We start from the raw sequence: 22,972 nt of genomic DNA, 5'->3' as shown, positions 1-22,972 counted from the left end.
GCCAGCCTTATTTACAAGGATTGAACCATGCATACAGACGTTAATGCTTTATTTGCCAATTTGTGGCAAGACTATATAAAGATGACACCCTCAGCGGCGAAAATTCATCAATTACTGGGGCATGGCGCAGCGATCATTAATGATCATATTGCACTGCGCACGTTTAATATCGCCAAAGTTAATCTCAGCGTGTTAGCTGAGCATTTTACTTCAATTGGCTATGTTGATAGTGGTGATTACAAGTTTGAACAAAAAAAGCTTGTTGCTAAGCATTTTGAGCACCCAGACCCAACTCAACCGAAAGTGTTTATTTCGGAGTTGTTGGTAGAAGAGTTTAGCCCAGAGCTGCAAAAAACCATTCATGGTTTAATTGATCAGGTTGATGTGGCAGCAACAACAGCAGATAACTTTATTTATTCAGGCCGTCATTGGGACCTCGATACAGCGACTTACAAAGCGCTATTGGCTGAGAGCGAATATGCAGCTTGGGTTGCTGCGTTAGGTTACCGTGCTAACCACTTTACCGTATCGATTAACGATTTACCGCAATTTGAGCGCATTGAAGATGTTAACCAAGCTCTAAAAGAGGCTGGGTTTGTTTTAAATGCGTCAGGTGGCGAAATTAAAGGTACACCAGAAGTGTTGTTAGAGCAGTCTTCTACCATGGCCGATAAAGTGGTGGTTAACTTTACCGACGGCGATGCTGAGATCCCGAGTTGCTTTTACGAGTTTGCCCGTCGTTATCCTATGGATGACGGTATGCTATATACCGGCTTTGTTGCGGCATCAGCCGATAAGATTTTTGAAAGTACCAATACAATGATGTAATACCAATTCCAGCAATTATCTGGTCATTCAGCGGGAATTCTGTACCTTCTAGGCAAGCAATAGGATTGTAGGCATAGTTACTCTCGGCACTACCTCCTGCATCCAGCAGTGCGGCACTGCTTCAGCTCTACCTCCTGCATCCATGCAGTCGTCGGCAACTGCTCCTGCGTTGCTCTACCTCCTGCATCCATGCAGTCGTCGGCAACTGCTCCTGCGTTGCTCTACCTCCTGCATCCATGCAGTCGTCGGCAACTGCTCCTGCGTTGCTCTACCTCCTGCATCCATGCAGTCGTACGTCAAAATACGATTAAGCAGCATAGAAGGCACAGAAACCCGCCTTGCAGGAGACGCTCAGACAGTCCATTTCTTTGTTGCATTGCCTTAAAAGGGAATAACCATTCTTTCAACAATGCGCCTCAAACTGAACAGTCTGAGCGACTCTGATTGGTCACATAATTAATGGAAATGGTATAATGTCAGTTGCATTAAAAAGACCTGCTTGAGCAATCAAGCAGGTCTTTTTAATGGGTTCATAACGATTGCTTAATAATGATTGGCTATTGACCCATGACGATGGTAACACTCAGTCCGTTTAACGTCTCACTTCGGCTAAACTGCAAACTAAAACCATATTGTTCGCAAATTTCTTTAACGATAGATAACCCTAAGCCATGGCCAATTGTCGCTTCATCTAAGCGAGCGCCTCTTGCTGTTAACGATGCGATTTTATCATGCTCCACGCCATTGCCATCGTCTTCAATTTGCAGTGCGATATCACCATTTTGCAGTTGATTAATGCGCACAGTTACTTGCGTATTGGTCCATTTAAAAGCATTGTCGAGTAAGTTACCAAATAGCTCCATACCGTCTTCGCGGTGAATGGGAACCCTGCTAATGTTATCTGGATTAATAACTACACAATTAATATCACGCTGGCGATGCACTTTATGTAGGGTATTAATTAAACTGTCGAAATCTTTTGGCACGGCTAATTGTGCTGCAGGCAACATATCGCCAGTGATGCGCGCCGCCGCCAGCTTACGTTCAATCATTTTATGCACTAAGTCTAATTGCTGTTGCATGGCCATGGCTGCTTCTGGGTGAGATAACCCTAAGGCTTCAACTTGTTGTTGCATCACCGCAAGAGGCGTTTTTAAACCATGGCTTAAATTTCCCAAATTATTGCGACTGCGCTCAATTTGCTTAGCGGTGTACTCTAATAATTGGTTGTAGGTTTCTGCGAGTGGGCGGATTTCTGCAGGGATTTGAGCGATTTCCAATGAGGCTATTTCGCCTTCACGCAGCTTAGCTAGTGCCCCTTGAATTTGATTTACCGGTTTAAATGATTGACGCAAGATAATGAAAATACCGGCTATCATAGCCAGTAGCATGCCAATATTAATCGCCAGTTTGGTGCCAAATATTTCACTAAAAACACGACGTCCAATACTGAGATCTTGCGCGACAGTAAGGGTTGCTGTGTTATCACTATCAGGTGCTCCGATACCAATTGATAATAATTGCATATCGTTGTTTTTTAGCCCCTTAGCTTGCCAAACACGTTTTTGCTGCGCCTCAAGATTTACGATATGCAACTCGGCATCCCATAACGAACGCGAGCGAATGGTGTGGTCTGGTAGGTTTAATTGAAAGTAACGTCCTGAATAAGCGGGGCGGTAAAAGCTTGATAGTTGGTTTTGGTCTATCACCAATTCACCATCGTCTAGGCGAGTGGCAATAATAATGTGTTCTAAATCTTCTTCTAAACGATTAATAATCGAGTCATGAAAAGCATCACGTAACATTGACTCAAATAAAAATAGGCCAATCAAGGTGGCAATAATAATTAAGCCACTCAGCCATAAGCTGAGCTTAAAGCGGATTGACATCATTCTACTAAACCGTGAAAAATATACCCTTGTCCGCGGCGAGTTTCGATGGTGGTTTTACCTAACTTTTTACGTAAATGTGTCACATAAACCTCAACCACATTACTCTCTTTTTCGTCATCAAATTGATATAGCTTGTCTGTGAGTTGTGATTTAGACAGCAGCTTTTTGGGCGACATTAAAAAGATTTTTAACAGTCTAAATTCCATTGATGTAAGCTCATATTCATGTTCGCCAACAGTAACTTTTTGCTCGTTTTCATCTAGGTTAATGCCACCATAACATAATTGTTTTGATGCAGAATTCGCTCTGCCATGGACCGATGAATAAGGGCTTGGATGCGAGCTAATAATTCTTGAGCATGAAATGGTTTTCCCAGGTAGTCGTCGGCACCGGCATTAAAGCCTTCAACTTTTTCATGCCATTGGCTGCGAGCCGTTAACATAATTACCGGTGTATTTACCCCGCGTTCGCGCCACTGGCTTACTAACGAGAGTCCATTACCGTCAGGTAAACCTATGTCTAAAATGACGCAGTCATAGGTGGTTTCTTTCATCAGATAGTCAGCTTCGAGTGCTTTGTCGGTCACATCAGTAATATAACCAGCTTGCTTGAGTTGTTTTTCAAGTTCGGCAACGAGTAATGGATTATCTTCAACGAGTAGCAGTTTCATGTTCGGTACATTCGCTCGGTAATTGAGGCAATGGGTTTTGCATACCATTAACAGCATCTAATTGCAGGTTAATGACATGTCCTTGGGCAAGTTTAAATTGTAAATCATACCGCCATTTATCTTGGTGTTGAAACAGTTGTGCATCCACCAATTGACCATCACAATATTGCGCTACCCAAATTAAATAGTCATCTAATGGACGTATATTACCAGATGTCACTAACTTTTGAACTTTATCGTGATCGAGAGGAAATTCGTGAACTGGAATATGTTGTTGATTAGCGGTGATGGCCATTAAGCTGTTGATAGTGGCGATGAACAAGATATTCATGTTCGCTCCCAAATAAAAAAGTGGCGTTCAGAGTATGAACACCACTTTAAATATCTTGGCTTAAATCAAGCTGAAGCAATTATGATTAAAACTTAACTAACCTTAACGAGTACCATAAACCACGATGGTTTTACCGTGAGCCTGGATTAAGTTTTGCTCTTCAAGCATTTTTAAAATACGACCTACGGTTTCGCGTGAACAACCCACGATTTGACCGATTTCTTGACGAGTGATCTTAATCTGCATGCCATCAGGATGAGTCATAGCATCAGGTTGTTTCGCAAGGTGCAATAATGTTTGCGCAATGCGACCGGCGACGTCTAAGAAGGCTAAGTCGCCTACTTTTTGGCTGGTGCTTTGTAAACGATATGCCATTTGCGCAGAAAGCTTCATTAAGATTTCTGGGTTAACTTGAATCAATTGCTTAAATTTCTTATACGAAATTTCTGCAATTTCACACGCTTGTTTAGCGCGAACCCAAGCAGTACGTTCTGCTTGTTCTTCAAATAGGCCTAATTCGCCGATGAAGTCACCTTGGTTAAGATATGAAAGGATCATTTCTTTACCTTCTTCATCTTTGATCAATACAGCGACAGAACCTTTAACGATGTAATATAAAGTGTCAGAATCTTCACCAGCATGGATCAAAGTGCTCTTAGCTGGGTACTTATGAATGTGACAATGTGAAAGAAACCATTCTAATGTTGGGTCAGGTTTTGGCTTACCAATCAGAGCCATACGATGTTCCTCGATGGATTAAAAATGAAAGTAAGTAATGTCTAATTAAGCATTTTACGCGATTCGAATCGTAAAAACTTTGATAGAGATCGTATTTAAAAGTGTCAGTAGTGTATATTAACTTGTTAAACAGTTGATTAAATTTCTTTTGTTTGTGATCAACGTCAGCTTTTTATTTTATTTGTCTTATCTTATTCTATTTGACTCATTGTTCAAGTCTATTGAATTATTTTCTCTAAGGATAGTCTATTGAATTGATTAGGCGAGTTAGTTAATGTTATCAATATCACAAATTCTTGTAAGAGGTGTGCGTGAAAAAACTGAGTCAAATAGGGACTGCTGCATGCCTACTGGCGTTTAGTGCATTGAGTTTACCGGCTCAAGCATTCTATATTCCACCTACCGCGGAGTCTCTGGCGGCCAGTAAATTGGTGCATATTCAAATTAAAGCTAAGCAGGGCGATGCTGACGCGCAATTTTTATTAGGGTTAATGTACTTGTCAGGCCGGTTTGTCAACCAAGATGCCGAAGCCGGATTATCTTGGGTTACCCTAGCTGCAGCGCAAAACCATATCAAAGCTCAGCAAACGGTGGCTGATTTGGCGTTTGAGGGTAAATTATTTCCACGTGACTTAGCGTTAGCCGAGAAGTGGTATTTATCGATGGCTGAGCAAGGGGATAAATGGGCGCATTTCCGTTTAGGGTTTATTTATTCGGCCGGCGGTGATGGCGTAGTACGCAATTGTGGTAAGGCTATGGGGCAATTCAATGCCGCCGGTGATGCTGTATCGCTAGGAAACGTTGCTTGGATTTTGGCTACATGCCCTGAAGCTGAGTATCGTGACGGTTCACGAGCGATATCTATGTCGTTAAAACTGCTAGAAAAAAATCAAAATGACCCTACGGTATTAGATAATCTAGCGGCAGGATATGCCGAAATCGGCGACTTTAATGCAGCCATAGACACTCAGAAAAAAGCCATTGATGCGCTTAAACATAACCCTGAAATAGCTCGCAGCGATGAGTTTATTTTTCGCTTAAAGCAATATCAAAATAACCAAGCTTACCGAGAAATCATTCCGTTGATGTAGTGATTGAGCGCTGAGCATTTAAAGTGCTACTAGAGAGTGTAATGCGGGCTAATGTAAATTCGCTGATGTGCTAACACGCTAACAGAAAAGGGGGAATTAGCGCCCAAGCACATCAACTGCCGTTATTTCGTTTGAAATCAACGATAAGCACTATTTTAGTGTTACTCACTTAAAACAAGCTTAATCAGGCTTGATATCATTGATGTTTTGCAGTCTTATCCGTTTATCTAACAAGTCTCTAATTAATGGCGTGAGGATCAATTCCATTGCCAATGACATTTTGCCGCCTGGCACCACTAAGGTATTGACCCGCGACATAAACGAGCCTTGTATCATATTAAGATAATAAGGAAAATCGACATTGTTAATGCCACGAAAACGAATTACCACAAAGCTTTCATCTAGGCTTGGAATGTCTTTGGCGCTAAATGGGTTTGAAGTATCAACGGTAGGGACTCGTTGGAAATTGATGTGAGTGCGTGAGAACTGCGGCGTCATATGATTAATATAATCATCCATACTGCGTACAATCGAGCCCATGACTTTTTCACGGCTGTGTCCACGTTCAGTCGTGTCACGAATGATTTTTTGAATCCATTCCAAGTTAACAATCGGCACCATACCAATCAATAGGTCAACATGCTTGGCAACATTGGCTTCATCAGTCACTACGCCACCATGCAACCCCTCGTAATACAACATATCGGTGTTTTCTGGGAGATCACGCCATTGAGTAAAGGTACCTGGCATTTGGTTAAAAGGTACGGCTTCATCAAAGGTGTGCAGGTAACTACGGGTTTGGCCATTACCGGTTTCGCCGTAGCTAATAAAACATTCTTCAAGTTTTTTGAAATTGTTGGCTTCAGGGCCAAAATAGCTGATATTACGATTTTCTGCCTGCGACTTACGGATTAATACTTCCATTTCTGCGCGGGTGAAATGATGAAAGCTGTCGCCCTCAACAAATGCTGCGTTAACACCTAATTGCCTAAATATGTGAGTAAAGGCTGTGGTTGTAGTGGTTGTGCCAGCACCAGATGAACCGGTTACAGCAATAATAGGGTGTTTTGCTGACATATTGTTTGCCTACGTTTGTGATTCACCAAAGAAAATCGAGTCACTAGTTATACGGTAATCATTACCTGTGGGTCAATTCTTCACAGCTGATAATACGCGTAATATTACTATTTATATAAAAAGAATGCTTAATCATGCATTCTAATCATCGGCTCTCGCTGAAATGTGTTCTCGTTGACGGATCGCAATCGATTCATCATCCTCGCTATACTCTACCACTAATTCGCCTTTTTTTAATGCGAGCTTGCAGCGTTCTGTTGCATTAGCAAGTTGTTGTTCATCCACTTCACTAAAGCTGCCATCTTCAAGCTGAGACAGTAAATATTCTTTTATTATGGCTTGCAGTGTTTCCTGGGGTAATGACAATAACGCGTCGTATGGCACAAGCATGGTTATTCCTTGTGTGTTTCTTTGGTAGTGTGTTGAGCTAATGGATTATCGTTACTGGCTAGTAAGAAGTTGATTATCCGATCTTCTAAATAGAATTTCGGTTTCCAGAGCCAGCCACCAGCGACAAAACCTACATGTCCACCCAATCGATGTAGTTCATATTCTACCATCGGCGATAATTGATCTTTGCTGGGGATCACATCGTCAGTCATAAAAGGATCATCTTGAGCATGAATGATTAACGTCGGCTTGGTGATATGTTGTAAATAGTTAATTCCACTCGATTTTTGATAATAATCATCGGCTCCAGCAAACCCGTGTAAAGGCGCTGTCACTTTGTCGTCAAACAAGTAAAATGTATTGAGCATGTTAAGTTGTTTTTTGGTGATGGGCATTTGCTCTGTGAGATCTGCTGTATTGATTTTATCGAGTATTTTTCGCTGTAAACGTTTAATTAAAAAACGCTGATAAACCGTTGAAAATCCACTTTCTAAGCGTTTGGCGCAGGCGCCTAATGTTAGCGGCGCCGATACCACTACTGCACGTTCAAGTAAACTATGTTGTTGCTGGCTACCTTGGTATTTAGCCAATACGTTGCCGCCTAAGCTGTAACCTACCGCATAAAGTGGCGAGTCAGGATAATACTGTTTTAACTGAGATAAGGTATAAGCTAAATCGTCAACATCGCCACTATGATAACTACGAGCTAGACGATTAGGTTCACCAGAGCATCCACGGTGATGATGCACTACCGCTGCGATTTTGGCTTTTTTGGCTTCGATAAGCATTCTGCGTGCGTAATGTGATTCTGTGTTACCTTCAAGACCATGAATAATGACTAGAATAGGCTCGCCGTTTTGAGCTTGCCCTAACCAATCTAAATCAATGAAATCACCGTCAGGCAGCTCTTGTCTTTGCCTAAAAGTTGCTGGTTTGGCCACTTTAAAAATAAACGGTAAAATCGTTTGTACGTGCGGGCTTACAGCCCACCATGGCGGAGAAAATAACGTTTTCATAAAGGGATTTTATCTGCAATAGTTTGTGAATATTTAAACGTGTGTTTAAATGTTGCTAGTGTCACTTTAACATATAAAAATTACCGACAACAATAACTCAAAGGGGAAGTAAATGAAGCGACGTACCTTTATTACCGGTGCTTTTGCAGGAACAGCTGCATTGGCATTAGGCGTAAATCTGTATTCGCCTACATTAACCACCGCTTCCGATGATGTCCATCACCGCGTGCTTTTTAGTGTATTCATTCCTATTTTTCTCGATGGCAGCTTACCAGAGGTCGCCAACCACCGAGAAATGGCCATTAATCGCACTTTAGATGCTATCGTGCAGTCAATCGATCATTTACCTCAAGCGCAACAAGCTGAGCTAATGGAGTTATTGGATTTACTTGAAGGGCGCTTTGGTTTGTTGTTACTTAGCGGTAGCATGGCACCTTTATTAGGCCGTGAGCCCAAACAGCTGATTGATATGCTTGAATTTTGGCGTAATAGTTTTCTCGATATGCTCAATACTGCTTATACCGGTCTGCGTGAGCTAATTATGGCGAGTTATTATGCTTGTCCCGAACATTGGGGTAACTTGCGTTATGCCAAACCGACTTTTTTGGTTAGTCATTCAAACTAATCCCCAGGGTGTAAAGGAGTATTCTCGTGGCTATTATTGATCCTATTATCACTGGGTTAAGCTCAGGTTGGCAGCATATTGATGCTAGTACTTTAGAAAAAGACCGTCATTTTGAGGCCGATGTTGTTATTGTCGGCACGGGGGCTGGCGGCGGCACAGCGGCTGAGATTTTATCGCAAGCGAGCGTTAAGGTTATTATGATTGAAGGTGGGGCGCTTAAATCGTCAACGCACTTTGATATGGAGGAGCGCCATGCCTATCCTAATTTATATCAACAAGCAGCAGCATTAAAAACGGCGGATAAAGGCATTGGTATTTTTCAGGGGCGCACAGTGGGTGGCTCAACAACCATCAATTGGACAACCTCTATTCGCACCCCTGAACCAACATTAGATTTTTGGCAACAAGCTAAATCCGTTAAAGGATTGTCGGCCACTGAATTACAACCGTGGTTTGAGAAAATGGAGCGGCGGCTCAATATCGAACAATGGCAATATGAAGCCAACCGTAATAACGCTGCACTGCGTCAAGGTTGTGAGAAGCTCGGTTGGGAATATACCGTGATTAAACGCAACGTAAAAGGCTGTTGGAATACCGGCTATTGTGGCATGGGGTGTCCGGTTAATGCCAAGCAATCTATGTTACTAACAACAATCCCCAGTGCGTTAGATAATGGTGCTACGTTAATTTCACGGGTACAAAGTCGTTAAACTTGAGCACAAAGGTGACAAGGTTGTTGGGCTTACCGCCCAGGCGATGACGGAGGGGTTTAAACCGACGGAATTAACCATTACGTTCAGCGCTAAACACTATATTTTGAGTGCTGGCGCAATTCACACGCCAACCATTTTAATGCGTTCAAATACCCCTGATCCTCACAAGCAATTAGGCAAAACCTTTTTGCACCCTTCATTACTTTCTGGCGCGATGTTTTCTGAGCAAATTAATGGTCATAGCGGTGCGCCGCAATCAATCTATTCAGATGAGTTTGTCTGGCAAGACGGTGCCGCAGGCGAATTAGGTTACAAGCTAGAAGTCGCGCCAGTGCATCCGGTATTGATTGCCTCTAAAACGATTGGTTATGGAGTAAGTCATGCGCAATTAATGGCAAACTTTAATCAAATGCAGGTGACTATTGCGCTTATTCGTGACGGTTTTAATGAGCAAAGCCCTGGTGGACAAGTACGCTTAACCGATGATAGTTTTGCGCTTGATTACCCGTTAACAGAAGGTTTTTGGCGTGGGGCAAAACGCGCCTTCTTATCGATGGCGGAATTACAATTTGCTGCTGGTGCCAAAAAAGTGCTGCCAATGCATGATGGATTGAATTTCTTTGACTCGTGGAATGATGCTAAACAAGGTATTAATCAACTTGATTTAGGGTTAATCAAAACCATTGTCGCCTCGGCGCATGTGATGGGTGGCTGTGCCATGGGTGAAGATAAAACCCAAGCCATGGTCGACAGTTATGGGCATTCACATTATTTAGAAAACTTGTCTGTGATGGATGGCTCTGTGTTTCCAACCAGTCTTGGGGCTAATCCACAACTGTCTATTTATGGCATTGTGGCTCGTAATGCGACTGCGCTAGCGCAAAAGCTGACACAAAGTAGCTAGAGTACAGTTTCTGTTCTGCAATACGTGTGCTGAGGTCTACATGGATTTAAATAGACTAAAAATATTCTTTGTTTTATACCAAGAAAAGAACATGCGCCGTGCTGCGGAGCGATTGCACAGCTCGCAACCGTCTTTAAGCCAGCAGTTATCAAAGTTAAGGCATCAGTTTAATGATGAACTGTTTGTCAAAGTGCCACAGGGGCTTGAGCCAACGTCTTTCGCCGATAAACTGTATCAAAATTCATATGAAACCTTTCATCAACTTGAGCAGTCTGTCACCCAGACAAGTGATTTTAATCCTCAGCATATTAAGCAAACTATTTCATTAGCGGTATCGCCTTTACTTGCACCATTATTAGGACATCGCTTTTTAAAAAAAATCACAGACGAAGCGCCTAATTTAACTATACATATTCACCAATGGTCTCAACATACCCTAGAGTTGATTAGGTCAGATCAAATCCAAATCGGCGTGCATTATCAAATAACCAGTCAGGACAAACAGATAAGAGAAGTCAGTATTGCAAAAGACCGTTTTCGCTGTTTAATCAGAAAAGATCACCCCATAAAAGCCAATGTAGTGAGTATGGCTGAAGCGGCAAAATACCCTTTTATTACGATTATTTCGAGTGATTGGAACTCAAAAATATCTTATGCAGAACAAGCGTTTGATGCTTTAGGTTTGGAAGTCGATGTACGTTATCGTTCAGAATTACCGGAAGGCATTTTGGATGTGGTACAAAATACAGATATGATTTTTCCTTGCTCGATGCTCTATCGATTTATGGATCCCGATGTATATCGATCCTTCACGCTTGAAGAGAAAATACCCACCTTAACGCCTAATATATGTAGTTATTATCATTATAAAAATGATAAAGACCCCCTCACAATGTGGCTTATTAACCTATTTAAACAAGTGCTAATCTCACCTTGACGTGATAATAAAATCGAATGATCGACATTAGTTATCATTAATATATTTAATCACCTCTAATTCTTATTATTGCCTCATCAAATAAACGAATCGTCGTTTATTAAATTGTAGAGGTAACAACATGAAAAAGAACTTACTAGCCGTAGCAATAGGTCTTGTTAGCTTAACCGCCAACGCGCAGCATAATCATTTTACATTAGGTGAAACACTCCAGGTTAATGGTCATTCCCATGTTGAAGTTAAACATGACGATGATTCTATTGCCGGTTATCTTGCTGCGACTCAAGTGCATAATCATGACACTCGAGGCTACCCAAAAGATCTCGACGTCTTTGTTGCTGGCTCACCACAAAATGCTTTAGTTGAAGTTGATTTTAAATCTGGCACACATGCAAGAGATCATTACAAAGTGTTGGATGATTTAAAAAGCACCGTTAATCTGCCTGAAGTGATATGGAGTGCTGACTACAACATATTTGAATCTGAAGACGAAGCAAAGTTGCGCAATAACAATATCCAAGCCAGTGATTCAGTACATCCTGAGTTAAAGCGAATGCATGGCATCATGAAACCCACCATATATAAACTCTCTGATCGGGTTTATCAGATCTACGGTTTTGAAATGACTAACTCAACCATTGTCGTGGGTGATACTGGCTTAATTGCATTTGACACTCATTACTCTAACGAAATTGCAGAAGTGGCCATTGAGAAATTTCGTGAAGCAACGGGGATAGATCTACCGTTCCATACCATTATTTACTCTCATCATCATCCTGATCAATTGTCTGGTACCGGCGCTTATGTCACGCCAGAGCAGGTTACCGCAGGTGAAATCAATGTGATTGCACATGAAAAGCTGTTTGAGATGTTTGCCTTAGAATCTGGCTTTTTATCGCCATTGATGTCTCATCGAGGTATGTATGCATTTGGTGCCCCATTAGAAGTGGGAGCTGAAGGTTATGTCGGTCAAGGCATTGGTTATGTGCCAAAAGAAGTCTATGACCCAAGAACTACGTTTACGGCAAAGCCCAATATCACACTTAATGACCAACAAATTATGATCATCGATGGGGTTGAAATGGAACTTTTCCATGTGCCGGGTGAGTCTAGCGATCATATCGCAATCTACATGCCTGAAAATGGTGAAATGTTATTAGGGGATTCTATCCAGGGAGAAACGATCCCCAATGTTTATACCATTAGAGGGGCGCAATACCGTGATATGGAAGAGTGGAAAGACAGTGTCGATCGCATGCGCTCATATCATGCAAAAAGCTTCACCAACCATCATGGACGCCCCGTGACTGGCGAAGACTATGTTGAATCTGTGTTCAGCGTATGGCGTGACTCTTTGCAGTATCAATATGATGAAACGATCCGTTTGATGAACAAAGGGATGACTCGCGATGAGATAGAGTTGCATATCACATTACCTGAACACATCAGTGATCATGAATATCACCGACCATTGCGGGGCTCTGTAGAGCAAAACGTACGTAACATCTACAACGGTTATATGGGCTGGTATCAGGGCGACCCAACTGAGTTTGCAAAACCTAATTTTGAAGACCGAGCGGATCTGTATGTTGAGGCATTAGGCGGGCGAGACAATATCTATGAGATTGCTGAAAAAGCATTTAATGCCGGTAACTATGGCTGGACCATGGATATTACGACTTGGGCTGTGCGGGCTAACCCTGAAGATCAACAAATGAAACAGCTTAAAGCGGATGCAATGAAACAGTGGGGCTATTCGCAATCAACCCCAGGTTGGAGAAACTGGGCTCTCACTGGTGCAATGGAGTTGGAGAATGGTGCATTTGTGATGTCAGATATGATGATAAATCTGTCCGAAAACACCATGGACGAGATGGAAATGGACGACTTATTTAAAATTCTTCGCACTAGGCTTAACTCTGAAAAACTCAGTAGTGCGCCAGAAGATACCCTGTTGACTAACGTCATTCTCGATGGTGTGGATTATACGTTTGGCATTCGCTCTGGGGTCATGGTGCATGAGCTTGGTCATAGCGCGGGCAATCTGCCGAAGGTCATATCCCGCAAAGCGTTCTACGACTTATTTTTCTTTAACACACTAACAACGGAAGAACCTGTTCTAAAGGCACTTATCGAGCACATCGAATCGCCGTATGGCAAGCAAGTACCCATAGTCACAAGGTAATTTATGTCATTTGAGAGAACACCCAGCTTATTTGGAGTGGGTGTTCTTATTCAATTAGTGTTGGAGATTAAGTCATGCAAAAAAATATATACCTAGCAATCGCAGTGCTGTTTACGAGTCAGGTTGTGGCTGATGAAAACAGCGAAATCCAAGATATGTCAGATCCTTTGGCGGTTTATACACAAATGGGTGTCGGGACAACCGATAGAGGCGTTAATATTAAATTGGGTCAGTCTTTTGATACTGGAAGTGACACCACCATGGGCATGAATGTTTTCGAGTTTAAAGGCTTGATGGGAGAGACTTTCGGTTGGCGAGATGAGGCGAATAATAGTGTTGATAGTTTGCGCTTTCGTAATTTTGGTGTTGATTTAACTAACGGGAGAGGTTCACAACTCGATGTTAATTATGACTTTAACAATGAGAGTGGGGCTATTTCATATAGTTTGATCCAAGCGCTTCCAGCATATGGTCCTTTGCAGTTGTACCCGCTTGTTGGTATGGGAGCGGCTTTTGGGAATAATGTTGTTGGAGATGATGGTCAAATGGCCAGTGGTTATTCGATCCCGGGTACATTTGGCATGGTAGGGCTTTACAGTAAGCTCGATATTACCGATAACATTTGGTTAAATTACAATCCGATGTGGATGTCGAGTTTGTCTGGGTCAGATACCTATAAAGATCAGGGGTTTTCTGGGGAGTCTTCTGCCTTTGCCCATGAGTTTATTGTGTCTTATCAGTTGGCACCAAGGTCAAATATTCGTTATTACGCAAATTGGACTGAACACGATAGTTTTAAAAGTGGTGAGCATCGATTAGAGTTTAATTATCAATTTTAAGCACACAGTAAGTAAGGTTTAAAAACTGCACTCATTTGAAACGATGTACTGGGTGCTGTTTTGAACCTGTAATGAATTTTGTGTATTGAGTTTACGTTAACGTCGCCATGACACTCTCGTTTAACCCTAACAAACTTAAATAATGTTGTGTATTTGAGCTATCAGCATGTTTTAAATTGAATGTCTCACCAACCAAGCTATTGAGCCTTTGTAATAATAAATGTTGCGACTTGCGCTCCATGATTAATTCAACATCGAGCATTTTTTGATATTCATCATTAGCAAGATGTTGTTTGGCAATACGACGTAACTTTCGATATGGTTGTAATACGCTTTCTTCCCATTGCGCCGTGGTGCTGAGCATGATTTCCCATTGAGATTCAGTTAACAAATATGCTTTTTCATCAAGATATTGGGCTAACAATAATAAGTTAACATTAATCTGATGGTTGTCTTGCAATTGAATATAAGCGCGAGGTTTTTGAGCATAAACTTGCTCACACTCGCGCCATAAATTGGGCGTAAAAGTAGGACGACTGATTGGTGTTGGCATTGGTTTTCCTAAGGCGTTTACGAATAAACGCCGCATTCAACATTCTGTTATTGAATCGTTTGCTCTATTGCTTCAATTTGTTCTTGTAACTCTAGCCAGTTCATTTCACTTTCGTCCATTTCCTGGGTTAGGCTGGTGCGCTCGTTAAGCACTTGAGTCATTTTGGCTTTGTTTTCGGCTTCGTATAAGCTGCCATCTGCCAGTTCTGTCTCTAATTCAGCCAATCGTTGTGAAATCTTTTGTTGTTGAGTTTCTAACTTGGCTTGTTGCTTTTTAAGTGGTGAGGTTTTTTGTCTTAGCTCTGCTTCAATGCGCTTTTGTTGCTTTTTGTCAATTTGATCGCCACCCGCAGCTTGAGCACTCGCTCTTATTATTGGCTTGAGCTGCTTTAGCTGCATCGAGTAACCATTGATGGTAATCGTCTAAATCACCCTCAAAAGATTTCACAACACCTTGGTCAACCAAGTAGTAATCACTGCAACTCAAACGTAATAAATGGCGGTCATGCGATACAATCACCATGGCGCCTTCAAAGTTTTGTAGTGCCATGGTTAATGCATGACGCATCTCTAAGTCTAAGTGGTTGGTCGGTTCATCGAGTAGCAGCAAGTTAGGGCGTTGCCACACCAATAATGCCAACACTAAACGTGCTTTCTCACCACCAGAGAACGGCCTTACTGGGGCTAATGCCATATCGCCATTAAAGCCAAAACCACCTAAAAAGTTACGTAACTCTTGCTCGCGCGTACTGGCTGGCGCTAAACGTACTAAGTGCTGTAGCGGTGAGTCGTCGAGGCTTAAAAACTCAATTTGATGCTGAGCAAAATAACCTATATTAAGCCCAGGGTTAGGCTGATACTTACCTGTTTGGGCTTGCAGTTGGCCTGAAAGTAATTTGATAAGTGTTGATTTACCTGCACCATTACGGCCCAATAAACCAATACGTGCACCTGGCACCAGATTAAGCTGTACTTTTTTAAGGATGGTTTTGTCACCATAACCAATCGACACATCTTCCATTGTAACAAGTGGATTAGGCAGGGCTTCTGGTTCTCTAAATGCCATTTGGAAAGGGTTATCAACCTGTGAGGGTAATAACTCAGCCATACGCTCTAGCGCTTTTAAACGGCTTTGTGCTTGTTTTGCTTTACTGGCTTTGTAACGGAAACGGTCAACAAATGATTGCATGTGCGATCGTTCTTTTTGTTGGCGTTCAAAGGCAACCTGTTGTTGCGCCATGCGTTCAGCACGCACGCGTTCAAAGGCGCTGTAATTACCTTTGTAGAAGTTTAATTTATGGTTTTCCACATGAACAATTTCATCAACAATGCCATCAATAAAGTCACGGTCGTGGCTGATAAGAATTAACGTGCCCTGATACGATTTAATCCAACCTTCTAGCCAGTACATGGTGTCTAAATCTAAGTGGTTGGTTGGCTCATCGAGCAGTAATAAATCGGAACGACACAATAGCGCTTGGGCTAAGTTAAGGCGCATACGCCAACCACCCGAGAAACTTTTAACTGGGTTACTTTGCTCTGCTTCACCAAAGCCTAAACCGGCAAGCAATGCTCCAGCGCGTGCGCGAATGGCATAGCCGCCAATGGCATCAATTTTACCGTGAATAAGAGCAATGGCGTTTCCGTCGTTGTCATGCTGCGCTTGGTTGAGTTGAGCTTCGAGTTGACGATATTCAACATCGCCATCAAGCACGTATTCAAGAGCTGATACGTCAAGAGCTGGGGTTTCCTGAGCTACGGTGGCAATTTGCCAACCAGCAGGCAAGCTAAAGTCGCCTTTATCAAGGTGTAAATGGCCCAATATTAGTGCAAGCAATGATGATTTACCGGTACCGTTGGCACCGACCAACCCCACTTTGTGTCCAGGGTAGATAGTCAGTGAGGTTTCATCGAGAAGGGTTTTGCTGCCGCGAACTAATTGAGCTTGGCTAATGTTGATCATTAATTACAACTTGAATATTTAACAATAGAATAATGGCGTAGATGATATCGCATCTGCAATTTATTTCCCACAATCGCGGGACTCATGTGGATGAATAAGGCAAAATAGGCGTATAAATTAGAAGGTATCATTAAGAGTAAAAATTATGACCAAAATCAAAAAACGCTTTGTTGCCGGCGCTAAATGCCCTAAATGTGGCGCACAAGACAGTATTTTGTTGTTTAAAGAAAATGGTATCGAAACGGTAGAATGCACAGATTGTGATTACCGTGCTTTACAAACCGATATTGAAGTGCCGAAAAAAGCCAGCGGCAGTATGATTGGTGTGTTTAAGCCAGATTAGTGGAGCCGTTAGGCGCTAAGCTTAATTGCTCATATATTCGTCAGGGGGCGTTTCAGCAGATATTTTCATTTTATGCTGATTCAATACCCTGATGACATTGATATTATTTTTGGTTAAATCATTAAAGCGGTCGGTAATTTCTTGCAACTCTAAACCGTAACTTGGGTCTTCTTTTGGCTTAGTTTGCCAGTAACGTTTACGGTCTAGTTTTTGAATCTCGCTGGCGCGTAAAATTTCAAAATAGCTGTTTTCTTGTTTTAAGCGATAAATCTCACCATCAAGTAGTTGCAATAGCTTTTCTTTAGAAATGGTTTGCTTATTAAGTAAGGCTTTTAGCGGATCTTCTTTAATTTCACGTTTGTCAGAGTCAATTTCGGTAGTAATGCCTAATTGGTATTCAATTTTGTGTTGGCGGAATTCTTGCGGGCATACGGTTTGACTGAAAACGACTTTGTCGTCTTTCATGCATTTGTAAATAGTATTAGCTTGAGCGCTAAATGCACTCAAAGCCAACAAAATGAATAACAGTCTTTTCGCCATGCGGCCACACATCCTTTTGCTGTACTTTTTGACTTATACCAATCAGCACAAAAATGTGATCATGTTTACTGGTTAACATCGCTTATAACGTCGTTAGAAATTTTGAAGGTAGAACAACTACCTCGTGGCAATTTCTGCCTTGTTCTAAGCGATTTTTCCTACGTAATATCTGATCACTTATTTATCCTGATTGGTATTAATACCTGAGTTTGGTGCTTACGATATTGATACCACCAGCATTGGGCTTAGTTAGCTGACTACCGTGTCGACTCACATACCCTGTAACCGTGTTCACTCATGCCAGTATCGTTGCATACTTTAACTGTCTGCAGGAGCAATATTAATCAACTTAATAATTGAGCAGGTTAACATAGTTTTATTTTACTAAAGTAAGACATTCGCCATTCACGCTACCGGATATCGACTATATATCAATCGTATTCACGTCATCAACCAACGACAATGGTTTCGCTATGCCGTTGGATTGATTAAATATGGCTCAATTTTATCGATAAAACCAGTTTTTTGACAATGGATTTTTTATAAAAACAAATAATCTTTGTTTTTTATTTTATTAACTTAGCGAAAAGGGCATCTATTTAACAATGATTGTTATTTAGGGTGACGAGAAAATGACACATTATCAATCAAACGCGCTTTACCTAAGTATGCGGCAGCAATAACCACGAGGTGGTTGTCATTTTCACTGGCTTGCCTGAGGGTGTCTGCGCTTCTTAGTTCAAAGTAATCAGGCGTAAAACCGGCAGCTTTAAGTTGTTGCTCTGCTTGGGCGATAGCTTGGTGGTGATCCTGGCCATGTTGTACTGCTGTTATAACGCCATCGATAGCGCGCTTTAAGGTTGCTGCACGGTGTTTTTCATCGGCAGTGAGATAGCCGTTGCGAGAGCTCATTGCTAGGCCAGATGCTTCGCGAATAGTATCAACACCAATCACTTCAATTGGCATAGATAAGTCTTCAACCATGGTTTTGATAACCATTAATTGCTGAAAATCTTTACGTCCAAACAACGCCATATCGGGCTGCACAATATTAAACAGTTTAGCGACAATGGTTGCCACCCCTCGAAAATGCCCAGGGCGACTTGCACCGCACAGTTCATCACCAATGTCTGGTACTTCGATAAAGGTTTGCTGGGCTAAACCTTTAGGGTAAATAAGCTCTGGTGTGGGAGTAAATAATAGTTCAGCACCGGCTGCAATCAATTTTTCGCTGTCTTGTTCGAGCGTGCGAGGATAACCGTCTAAATCTTCTTTAGGGTAAATTGCATTGGATTGACAAAAATAGATACCACCACATGATCTGCACGGGTTTTGGCTTCCTTAACAAGGGTGATATGACCTTGATGTAAGTTACCCATGGTAGGCACAAAAGCCACGGTTTCGCCTTTGATGCGCCAGGCTTTGATATGTTCGCGAATGGTTGAAATAGCAGCGGTGGTAATCATGTTATTGTCGAACCTTACTAAAATAAACGCGCTTGTGCGGCATTATTATGGCAGCACAAGCAGGTGAGTTTGTGGCTAGTTAAATGTATGTTCTTCAGCAGGGAAAGTACCAGCAGACACCTCGTCGATGTAGGCTCGAATGGCTGAACGGATCTCGCCTGTTTGCTTGAGATAGTTTTTAGAAAAACGTGGAATATAACCACTAGAGATACCTAATACATCGTGCATCACTAGAATTTGTCCGTCGGTATCTGCGCCTGCGCCAATGCCTATCACTGGAATGCTAAGGGCTTCAGTAATGGCTTTAGCTAATTGCGGTGGAATACATTCAACCACTAATAATTGCGCTCCAGCGGCTTGCAGCGCTTTGGCTTCATCAAGAATACGTTGAGCATTTTCTGCATCGCGTCCTTGTACTTTAAAACCACCAAATACATGCACTGACTGTGGAGTTAAACCTAAATGCGCGCACACAGGAATACCACGTTCGGTGAGCATTTTTACGCTTTCCAGTAACCAATGGCCGCCTTCAACTTTTACCATGTTAGCGCCAGCTTGCATCAGTAATGCAGCATTTTCCATGGTTTGTTCTGGAGTGCTGTAGCTCATAAATGGCATGTCGGCTATTAATAGCGAACGTGATATACCGCGTTTAACACAAGCAGTATGATATGCGATGTCTGCAATCGTCACCGGAAGGGTATCGTTATGTCCTTGTAGCACCATGCCCAGTGAGTCGCCCACCAGTAATACATCAACACCTTCGCTGTCAAATGCGCCGGCAAAACTGGCGTCATAGGCTGTGAGTGCGGTGAACTTTTTGCCTTCTTGTTTGAACTTGATTAGGGTCGAACTGGTGACTTTTGACATAGTAGACTCTTAAAAATTGAAATACTAAAAAGCTGAGCTTAATGTGCTGCCGGTTAAGATCAACTCTACTCGATAAGCTTTTGCAATTCATCGCGCATTGTCACACTAATTAGGCTTTCAAGGCTGGTATTACAGGGTAGTGTGAGGGTAGGCGCAATGTCTGCTAAGGGTATTAATACAAAGCTGCGTTGTTTCATGCCGTAATGTGGCACAGTGAGTCGTGGCAATGATATTTGCTGTTGCCCGTAAAGGAGTAAGTCCAAATCGAGAGTGCGTGGCTCCCAATGTTGCAGTCTTTCACGCCCTTGTTGGTGTTCTATGTGTTGTAGTGCCTCGAGTAAGTCGATGGGGGGTAATGATGTCATAAAACCTGCGACAGCATTAACGTAGTCAGGTTGTACAACATCTCCCATCGGCGCTGAGACATAATAACTCGACACCTCCAATGAGCCGTTTTCTGCTAATGCTTTTAGCGCATCAACGGCATCATCTAATTGTTGTGTTGGCTTGGCTAAATTTGCCCCCAACGCTACATAAACTTGTATTGCCATGGCTACTCAGCTGTTGGCTTAGGTTTTGCCGCAGGTTTACGACGACGTTTGCGTTGCGGCGCATTACGGTTGCGGCTGTTACTACTTTTATTCACACTTTTGGCAATATCACCCCGTTCAGCTTCATCTGCTTCGACAAAGGACTTCCACCAGGCTGCAATTTTAGCTGTGTTGCCTGCTTCCGCTTCGCCTCTTAATAGCAGTAGGTCGTACGCGGCTCTAAACTTAGGGTTTTCCAGTAGTTTAAAAGCACGTGTACCTTGACTGCGTTCTAGGCGTAATTGTAATTGCCAAATATCTTTGGCTGGTGTGCTAAAACGGCGTGGAATACTAATGGTGCGGCATTGCTGCTCCATGACATCGCCCATAGCGGCTACGTGCGCATCGTAATGGGTTAACCCGCTTTCAATGGCGATATCATCTGCACGCTGTTTCAATGGATACCATAAAATGGCCGCATAAAAGAATGCTGGCGTGACAGGCTTGTCTTGGCTTACGCGCAAGTCAGTATTACGCATCACGGCGTCAAGCATTTTGGCGGTATGGCCTTTTGGTGATTCGCTAATTAACGCGCTCACTTGTGGGAACAACGGTGCAAATAATCCAAAGTCTTGCATCATTTGATAGTTGGCTTGTGCTTTACCGGCAAAGAAAAGTTTGAGCACTTCTTCGTACATACGCGCCGCTGGTATATCGCTTAATAATGGCGCTAATGCATTGATTGGCTCAGCCGTGGTGGCATCGATTTGCATATCCAGTTTGGTTGCAAAACGAACAGCACGTAGCATACGCACAGGGTCTTCCCTATAACGGGTTTCCGGATCGCCGATGAGTTTGATAGTACGCGAGTGAAGATCGCTAATACCGCCACCATAACTGCGAATAGAATAGTCACTGATATCGTAATAAAGTGCGTTGATGGTAAAGTCACGACGTTCTGCATCTTCGTCTATTTCGCCGTAAACATTGTCACGCAGTAAACGACCTTCAGCGTTTGACTTCGATATTTTGTCGTCAGTTTCACCATGGTGGCCACGAAACGTTGCTACCTCGATGACATCGCGACCAAATACAATGTGAGCCAGTCTGAATCTACGTCCGACTAATCGGCAATTTCTGAACAGCTTTTTAATGTCTTCAGGGGTGGCATTGGTCACTACGTCAAAGTCTTTTGGTTGCAGACCGAGTAAAATATCGCGCACACCTCCGCCGACCAAATAGGCTTTGTAGCCAGATTTGTTCAGGCGATAAAGTACCTTTAGTGCATTTTCACTAATTTGGCGACGTGAAATAGAGTGACCATCTCTGGAGATAATATCCAGACGTAAGCCATCTTCTTGAACTGGTTCTTCAAGTGCTGGAGCTACTTTGTTGTCTTCAAATAGCTGTTTACAGAATTGGCTAATACGGCGAAAAATAATACACCTCGTGATACTCGAATAAATTGATTAAAAATCTGGCGGGTATAATACATTAAATGTGATGCAATGAGTATATGTGCAACGTGGCTAAAATCGCTTATATACAAACCACGATTGCATTTATTAACTAAGTTGCCAGGTTTGTTGCTGCTAATACGATTTCTTTGTGTTTTGGGATCCGTTCTAGGCTAAATTGTGCAACCGCCTGTTGTAGCATCACCTCGACCGCATCTACATCGACCTCTGACTGGCCTAAGAAGCTCAACGCTGCATTGATACTGGCTTGTGGTCTCTTGGTGTTTATTGCGGGGGCATGGTTTTGTTTAGATAATTTAAAGCCTTTTTGGGCGCACGCTAATGGTAAATGTAGCCATTGTGGCGCACCTAAGCCTAATAATGAAAATAAACTAATTTGCCGGCAGCTGGCTTCGAGTAAATCACAACCTCTAACGACCTCAGTAATACCTTGGTAAGCGTCATCTAGCACGACGGCTAATTGGTAGGCGTATAAACCATCACTGCGTTTAATGATAAAGTCTTCTGCGGCAAAGCGCTGGTTTACCGTCACATCACCTTGAACTAAGTCATTGAAATGATCAACGTTAGCCTGGTTGCGTATGCGAATAGCGCCTTGAGTTAAGCGTGGCTGGCGTAAACCGCAGCGACCATCATATATGCCACCATGTGCTTGAATGATTTTACGAGTACACTGACAAAAGTAGGCTTGGTCATGACTAATTAACTCATTTACTTGCTGTTGATAAGCATCATAACGTTGGTGTTGATACAACACTGAACCATGCCAATGTAATCCGTAGGCCTCGAGTGTACGCAGAATGTCGTCACTGGCACCTATTATTTCACGTGGGGGATCTATATCTTCAATTCGAACAAGCCATTGGCCTTGTTGACTGTGTGCACGAAGGTAACTGCCTAAAGCAGCAATCAGCGAGCCAAAGTGTAACGGCTCTGAGGGGGATGGCGCAAAACGTCCAGTGTACTGAGGTGTGCTCATGAGCATGAATTTTTT

Annotated in this window: 19 protein-coding genes and 4 pseudogenes; 8 read left to right on the top strand and 15 right to left on the bottom strand. The window is 42.5% G+C overall.

The window, feature by feature from the left end:
- Positions 1-27 precede the first annotated feature (27 nt).
- Positions 28-828, top strand: coding sequence for a DUF1338 domain-containing protein (locus tag N4T56_RS16095; protein ID WP_261733941.1), 801 nt, complete (start codon positions 28-30; stop codon positions 826-828).
- A gap of 557 nt (positions 829-1,385) precedes the next feature.
- Here N4T56_RS16095 and N4T56_RS16085 read toward each other — a convergent pair.
- The 4 genes and pseudogenes from N4T56_RS16085 to crp all read right to left on the bottom strand — a co-directional run bounded on the left by N4T56_RS16085 (position 1,386) and on the right by crp (position 4,459).
- Positions 1,386-2,720 carry a sensor histidine kinase gene (locus N4T56_RS16085; protein ID WP_261733940.1) on the bottom strand — a complete coding sequence of 445 codons (1,335 nt, stop codon included), beginning with the start codon at positions 2,718-2,720 and terminating at the stop codon, positions 1,386-1,388.
- Positions 2,717-3,390 (bottom strand): annotated as a pseudogene (locus tag N4T56_RS16080) (response regulator transcription factor). The gene N4T56_RS16085 and the pseudogene N4T56_RS16080 overlap by 4 nt, the downstream one beginning before the upstream one ends.
- Positions 3,371-3,721 (bottom strand): PepSY domain-containing protein, encoded by a 351-nt coding sequence (locus tag N4T56_RS16075; RefSeq protein WP_261733939.1) that lies wholly within the window; start codon positions 3,719-3,721, stop codon positions 3,371-3,373. The pseudogene N4T56_RS16080 and the gene N4T56_RS16075 overlap by 20 nt, the downstream one beginning before the upstream one ends.
- Positions 3,722-3,823: 102 nt before the next feature.
- Positions 3,824-4,459, bottom strand: a complete 636-nt coding sequence (gene crp, locus N4T56_RS16070; protein ID WP_130598440.1) for a cAMP-activated global transcriptional regulator CRP — start codon at positions 4,457-4,459, stop codon at positions 3,824-3,826.
- Between the two features lie 311 nt (positions 4,460-4,770).
- Between crp and N4T56_RS16065 the strand changes: the two genes are divergently transcribed.
- The gene (locus N4T56_RS16065) at positions 4,771-5,550 is read left to right on the top strand and encodes a tetratricopeptide repeat protein (RefSeq protein WP_261733938.1); all 780 of its coding nucleotides are present in this window, start codon (positions 4,771-4,773) and stop codon (positions 5,548-5,550) included.
- 180 nt (positions 5,551-5,730) lie between these two features.
- On the opposite strand, the gene N4T56_RS16060 is transcribed toward N4T56_RS16065, so the two are convergent.
- The 3 genes from N4T56_RS16060 to N4T56_RS16050 all read right to left on the bottom strand — a co-directional run bounded on the left by N4T56_RS16060 (position 5,731) and on the right by N4T56_RS16050 (position 8,033).
- Positions 5,731-6,627 carry a phosphoribulokinase gene (locus tag N4T56_RS16060; protein WP_188920275.1) on the bottom strand — a complete coding sequence of 299 codons (897 nt, stop codon included), beginning with the start codon at positions 6,625-6,627 and terminating at the stop codon, positions 5,731-5,733.
- A 141-nt stretch (positions 6,628-6,768) separates the two neighbouring features.
- The gene (locus N4T56_RS16055) at positions 6,769-7,017 is read right to left on the bottom strand and encodes a YheU family protein (RefSeq protein WP_261733937.1); all 249 of its coding nucleotides are present in this window, start codon (positions 7,015-7,017) and stop codon (positions 6,769-6,771) included.
- Between the two features lie 2 nt (positions 7,018-7,019).
- Entirely contained in the window at positions 7,020-8,033 is a 1,014-nt protein-coding gene (locus tag N4T56_RS16050) for a hydrolase (RefSeq protein ID WP_261733936.1), read from the bottom strand.
- A 112-nt stretch (positions 8,034-8,145) separates the two neighbouring features.
- On the opposite strand from N4T56_RS16050, the gene N4T56_RS16045 reads away from it, so the two are divergent.
- The 5 genes and pseudogenes from N4T56_RS16045 to N4T56_RS16025 all read left to right on the top strand — a co-directional run bounded on the left by N4T56_RS16045 (position 8,146) and on the right by N4T56_RS16025 (position 14,236).
- Complete coding sequence (locus N4T56_RS16045) at positions 8,146-8,658, top strand: TAT leader-containing periplasmic protein (RefSeq protein WP_261733935.1); 513 nt, start codon at positions 8,146-8,148, stop codon at positions 8,656-8,658.
- 26 nt (positions 8,659-8,684) lie between these two features.
- A pseudogene (locus N4T56_RS16040) lies at positions 8,685-10,275 on the top strand (GMC family oxidoreductase N-terminal domain-containing protein).
- Between the two features lie 40 nt (positions 10,276-10,315).
- On the top strand, positions 10,316-11,212 hold the full coding sequence (locus N4T56_RS16035; protein ID WP_261733934.1) for a LysR family transcriptional regulator: 897 nt from the start codon (positions 10,316-10,318) through the stop codon (positions 11,210-11,212).
- A gap of 121 nt (positions 11,213-11,333) precedes the next feature.
- Positions 11,334-13,397, top strand: a complete 2,064-nt coding sequence (locus N4T56_RS16030; protein WP_261733933.1) for an alkyl sulfatase dimerization domain-containing protein — start codon at positions 11,334-11,336, stop codon at positions 13,395-13,397.
- 74 nt (positions 13,398-13,471) lie between these two features.
- A complete protein-coding gene (locus tag N4T56_RS16025) occupies positions 13,472-14,236 on the top strand; it encodes a hypothetical protein (protein ID WP_261733932.1) in 765 nt (254 codons plus the stop codon).
- Positions 14,237-14,327: 91 nt separating this feature from the next.
- On the opposite strand, the gene N4T56_RS16020 is transcribed toward N4T56_RS16025, so the two are convergent.
- The gene (locus tag N4T56_RS16020) at positions 14,328-14,789 is read right to left on the bottom strand and encodes a TIGR02444 family protein (RefSeq protein ID WP_261733931.1); all 462 of its coding nucleotides are present in this window, start codon (positions 14,787-14,789) and stop codon (positions 14,328-14,330) included.
- A gap of 47 nt (positions 14,790-14,836) precedes the next feature.
- Positions 14,837-16,751, bottom strand: a pseudogene (locus tag N4T56_RS16015) (ABC transporter ATP-binding protein).
- A 145-nt stretch (positions 16,752-16,896) separates the two neighbouring features.
- Between N4T56_RS16015 and N4T56_RS16010 the strand changes: the two are divergent.
- Positions 16,897-17,094, top strand: a complete 198-nt coding sequence (locus N4T56_RS16010) for a YheV family putative zinc ribbon protein (protein WP_188920256.1) — start codon at positions 16,897-16,899, stop codon at positions 17,092-17,094.
- Between the two features lie 21 nt (positions 17,095-17,115).
- On the opposite strand, the gene N4T56_RS16005 is transcribed toward N4T56_RS16010, so the two are convergent.
- The 6 genes and pseudogenes from N4T56_RS16005 to gluQRS all read right to left on the bottom strand — a co-directional run bounded on the left by N4T56_RS16005 (position 17,116) and on the right by gluQRS (position 22,957).
- Entirely contained in the window at positions 17,116-17,634 is a 519-nt protein-coding gene (locus N4T56_RS16005; RefSeq protein WP_188923419.1) for a DUF4124 domain-containing protein, read from the bottom strand.
- A gap of 612 nt (positions 17,635-18,246) precedes the next feature.
- Positions 18,247-19,100, bottom strand: a pseudogene (panC, locus tag N4T56_RS16000) (pantoate--beta-alanine ligase).
- A 75-nt stretch (positions 19,101-19,175) separates the two neighbouring features.
- A complete protein-coding gene (gene panB, locus N4T56_RS15995) occupies positions 19,176-19,970 on the bottom strand; it encodes a 3-methyl-2-oxobutanoate hydroxymethyltransferase (RefSeq protein ID WP_261733930.1) in 795 nt (264 codons plus the stop codon).
- 65 nt (positions 19,971-20,035) lie between these two features.
- Positions 20,036-20,521 carry a 2-amino-4-hydroxy-6-hydroxymethyldihydropteridine diphosphokinase gene (folK, locus tag N4T56_RS15990; RefSeq protein WP_261733929.1) on the bottom strand — a complete coding sequence of 162 codons (486 nt, stop codon included), beginning with the start codon at positions 20,519-20,521 and terminating at the stop codon, positions 20,036-20,038.
- 2 nt (positions 20,522-20,523) lie between these two features.
- Complete coding sequence (locus N4T56_RS15985) at positions 20,524-21,834, bottom strand: polynucleotide adenylyltransferase PcnB (RefSeq protein WP_261734853.1); 1,311 nt, start codon at positions 21,832-21,834, stop codon at positions 20,524-20,526.
- A gap of 235 nt (positions 21,835-22,069) precedes the next feature.
- The gene (gluQRS, locus tag N4T56_RS15980; protein ID WP_261733928.1) at positions 22,070-22,957 is read right to left on the bottom strand and encodes a tRNA glutamyl-Q(34) synthetase GluQRS; all 888 of its coding nucleotides are present in this window, start codon (positions 22,955-22,957) and stop codon (positions 22,070-22,072) included.
- Positions 22,958-22,972 lie beyond the last annotated feature (15 nt).

This window comes from Shewanella phaeophyticola, from assembly GCF_025398315.1.
Taxonomy (GTDB): Bacteria; Pseudomonadota; Gammaproteobacteria; order Enterobacterales; family Shewanellaceae; genus Shewanella; species Shewanella phaeophyticola.
Note: the sequence above shows the minus strand (reverse complement) of the source record. Positions and strands in the feature narration are given on the sequence as shown.

Coding starts and splice junctions, on each gene's coding strand:
- N4T56_RS16035 (WP_261733934.1), top strand. CDS start 10,316: ATGGATTTAAATAGACTAAAAATATTCTTTGTTTTATACCAAGAAAAG.
- crp (WP_130598440.1), bottom strand. CDS start 4,459: ATGGCTCTGATTGGTAAGCCAAAACCTGACCCAACATTAGAATGGTTT.
- N4T56_RS16060 (WP_188920275.1), bottom strand. CDS start 6,627: ATGTCAGCAAAACACCCTATTATTGCTGTAACCGGTTCATCTGGTGCT.
- N4T56_RS16045 (WP_261733935.1), top strand. CDS start 8,146: ATGAAGCGACGTACCTTTATTACCGGTGCTTTTGCAGGAACAGCTGCA.
- N4T56_RS16075 (WP_261733939.1), bottom strand. CDS start 3,721: ATGAATATCTTGTTCATCGCCACTATCAACAGCTTAATGGCCATCACC.
- N4T56_RS16020 (WP_261733931.1), bottom strand. CDS start 14,789: ATGCCAACACCAATCAGTCGTCCTACTTTTACGCCCAATTTATGGCGC.
- N4T56_RS16055 (WP_261733937.1), bottom strand. CDS start 7,017: ATGCTTGTGCCATACGACGCGTTATTGTCATTACCCCAGGAAACACTG.
- N4T56_RS16050 (WP_261733936.1), bottom strand. CDS start 8,033: ATGAAAACGTTATTTTCTCCGCCATGGTGGGCTGTAAGCCCGCACGTA.
- panB (WP_261733930.1), bottom strand. CDS start 19,970: ATGTCAAAAGTCACCAGTTCGACCCTAATCAAGTTCAAACAAGAAGGC.
- N4T56_RS16095 (WP_261733941.1), top strand. CDS start 28: ATGCATACAGACGTTAATGCTTTATTTGCCAATTTGTGGCAAGACTAT.
- N4T56_RS16085 (WP_261733940.1), bottom strand. CDS start 2,720: ATGATGTCAATCCGCTTTAAGCTCAGCTTATGGCTGAGTGGCTTAATT.
- gluQRS (WP_261733928.1), bottom strand. CDS start 22,957: ATGAGCACACCTCAGTACACTGGACGTTTTGCGCCATCCCCCTCAGAG.
- N4T56_RS16025 (WP_261733932.1), top strand. CDS start 13,472: ATGCAAAAAAATATATACCTAGCAATCGCAGTGCTGTTTACGAGTCAG.
- N4T56_RS16005 (WP_188923419.1), bottom strand. CDS start 17,634: ATGGCGAAAAGACTGTTATTCATTTTGTTGGCTTTGAGTGCATTTAGC.
- N4T56_RS16010 (WP_188920256.1), top strand. CDS start 16,897: ATGACCAAAATCAAAAAACGCTTTGTTGCCGGCGCTAAATGCCCTAAA.
- N4T56_RS16030 (WP_261733933.1), top strand. CDS start 11,334: ATGAAAAAGAACTTACTAGCCGTAGCAATAGGTCTTGTTAGCTTAACC.
- folK (WP_261733929.1), bottom strand. CDS start 20,521: ATGGCAATACAAGTTTATGTAGCGTTGGGGGCAAATTTAGCCAAGCCA.